Source organism: Streptomyces sp. NPDC058964 (genome assembly GCF_042741275.1).
GTDB lineage: Bacteria > Actinomycetota > Actinomycetes > Streptomycetales > Streptomycetaceae > Streptomyces.
This window is the reverse complement of sequence record NZ_JBHYKH010000998.1, coordinates 1-1,281: the sequence shown is the minus strand read 5'-3', so window position 1 is coordinate 1,281 and position 1,281 is coordinate 1. Positions and strand designations below refer to the sequence as shown.

The 1,281-nt window shown below is 69.1% G+C and carries 3 protein-coding genes and 1 pseudogene; 3 read left to right on the top strand and 1 reads right to left on the bottom strand.

The features are described 5' to 3' along the window. From ACFW2E_RS47155 to ACFW2E_RS47145, 3 genes and pseudogenes are all read left to right on the top strand, one after another. Nucleotides 1–97, top strand: a pseudogene (locus tag ACFW2E_RS47155) (IS5/IS1182 family transposase); the annotation flags it as partial. Nucleotides 98–124: 27 nt separating this feature from the next. After that, on the top strand, nucleotides 125–361 hold the full coding sequence (locus ACFW2E_RS47150; protein ID WP_384478409.1) for a hypothetical protein: 237 nt from the start codon (nucleotides 125–127) through the stop codon (nucleotides 359–361). Then, the gene (locus ACFW2E_RS47145; RefSeq protein ID WP_384478407.1) at nucleotides 358–1,011 is read left to right on the top strand and encodes an ATP-binding protein; all 654 of its coding nucleotides are present in this window, start codon (nucleotides 358–360) and stop codon (nucleotides 1,009–1,011) included. Before ACFW2E_RS47150 ends, ACFW2E_RS47145 begins: the two co-directional genes overlap by 4 nt. A gap of 84 nt (nucleotides 1,012–1,095) precedes the next feature. Here the strand turns inward: ACFW2E_RS47145 and ACFW2E_RS47140 are convergent. Continuing rightward, a partial coding sequence (locus ACFW2E_RS47140) for a helix-turn-helix domain-containing protein (RefSeq protein ID WP_384478404.1) occupies nucleotides 1,096–1,281 on the bottom strand: 186 nt, incomplete at its 5' end.

The window sequence follows — 1,281 nt, the reverse complement described above, 5'->3', positions numbered from 1 at the left end:
GCGCGTCCGGTGGGAGCGACGGGACGACATCCATGAAGCCTTCCTCGGGCTCGCAACATGTCTCATCACCTACAGACATGTACGACGCCTTTGTTAGGACCTCTAAGCGGGCTTCGGCTACCAGTTGCAGTTCCGGCTGACTGTGCTGGCCCGCTGGAAGCTGCCCGCACACGCCTGGGCCTTGGGCATCGCACTGCTGACGGTGGCCCTCAGTGTCGGCCAGGCGGTGGGCCCCCTGGTCTCCGGGCTGCTGTACGACTCCTCAGGAGGTATCGCCAAGGGCCTCTGGCTGGACAGCCTCGCACCGTGCACCTCCCGGCTGTGCGGGAGTGACGACGCCCTGCGCACCCGGGCCCGATGACGCGCACCTGCACAGAGGGCCGAAATCGTGGGAAACAGGTCCGGGGGTACGGCCATGGCCACGCGGGCGCATCCGGTTGCCCGTCACGTGCCGCCCGATGCTCCGCCGCACAGGCCCCCTCGGAGGTCGCCGTGCCGTCCCGTCCGCGCCATCCCCACCCTGCAGCTCACCAGGCCGTATTTGCCATGGACGCCCCACGCCGGATGACGCCGCCTGTGACGGCTCCTGCTCGGACAGCTGTGGTGGCACTGCCCGCCGAACCAGCGAGCGTGAGCCTCGCCCGCCGGTGGGCAACCGACCTGCTCACCCAGTGGGGAGTGAGTGCGGACGACCTCGACACGACCGCACTGGTCATCGGTGAACTGGCCGCCAACACCGTCCGCTACGGCCACCGGGAGATGACCATCCGCCTTCTGCAACAGGAGCATTGGCTGTATCTGTGTGTGACGGACTCCGGCGCTCCGTTGGCAACCCCCCGGCTTGTCATCCCGCAGGAACTGGCCGAGCACGGACGCGGCCTGGCCATCGTCGAGGCACAGGCCGAAACGATCGAGGTGACCCGCGAGCCGGAGGGATGGCGCGTTGGTGTGGTCCTGCCGGTGACGACGGCTGGAAATCCGGTGACGCAGTCCGCCGCCGGCGTGGCGTGACGCGGCCAAGCACCGCCCGCGGGTGTCGGCCGCTGTCGACGGCCCGGATGGCACGGTGAAAACGGAAACGTCCGTGACCCACCGCTATGGGGCTTCGCCATGAGCAGGTCCTGCCGGGCCTCGCGAAGGTGTCCCCAGCTCGCGTGCCGCCAGAGCCCAGCTGAGTTCCACCGCGGTGTCCGGTGCGTCAAGGCTGGTGCCGGTCAGCTCCTCGAAACGGCGCAGCCGGTAGCGGACGGTGTTGTCAGTGACGTGCGCGCTGCGGGCGAC

What these genes read in the sequence shown, in the direction of transcription:
- ACFW2E_RS47145 (WP_384478407.1), top strand. Translation starts at nt 358, where the DNA reads ATGACGCGCACCTGCACAGAGGGCCGAAATCGTGGGAAACAGGTCCGG.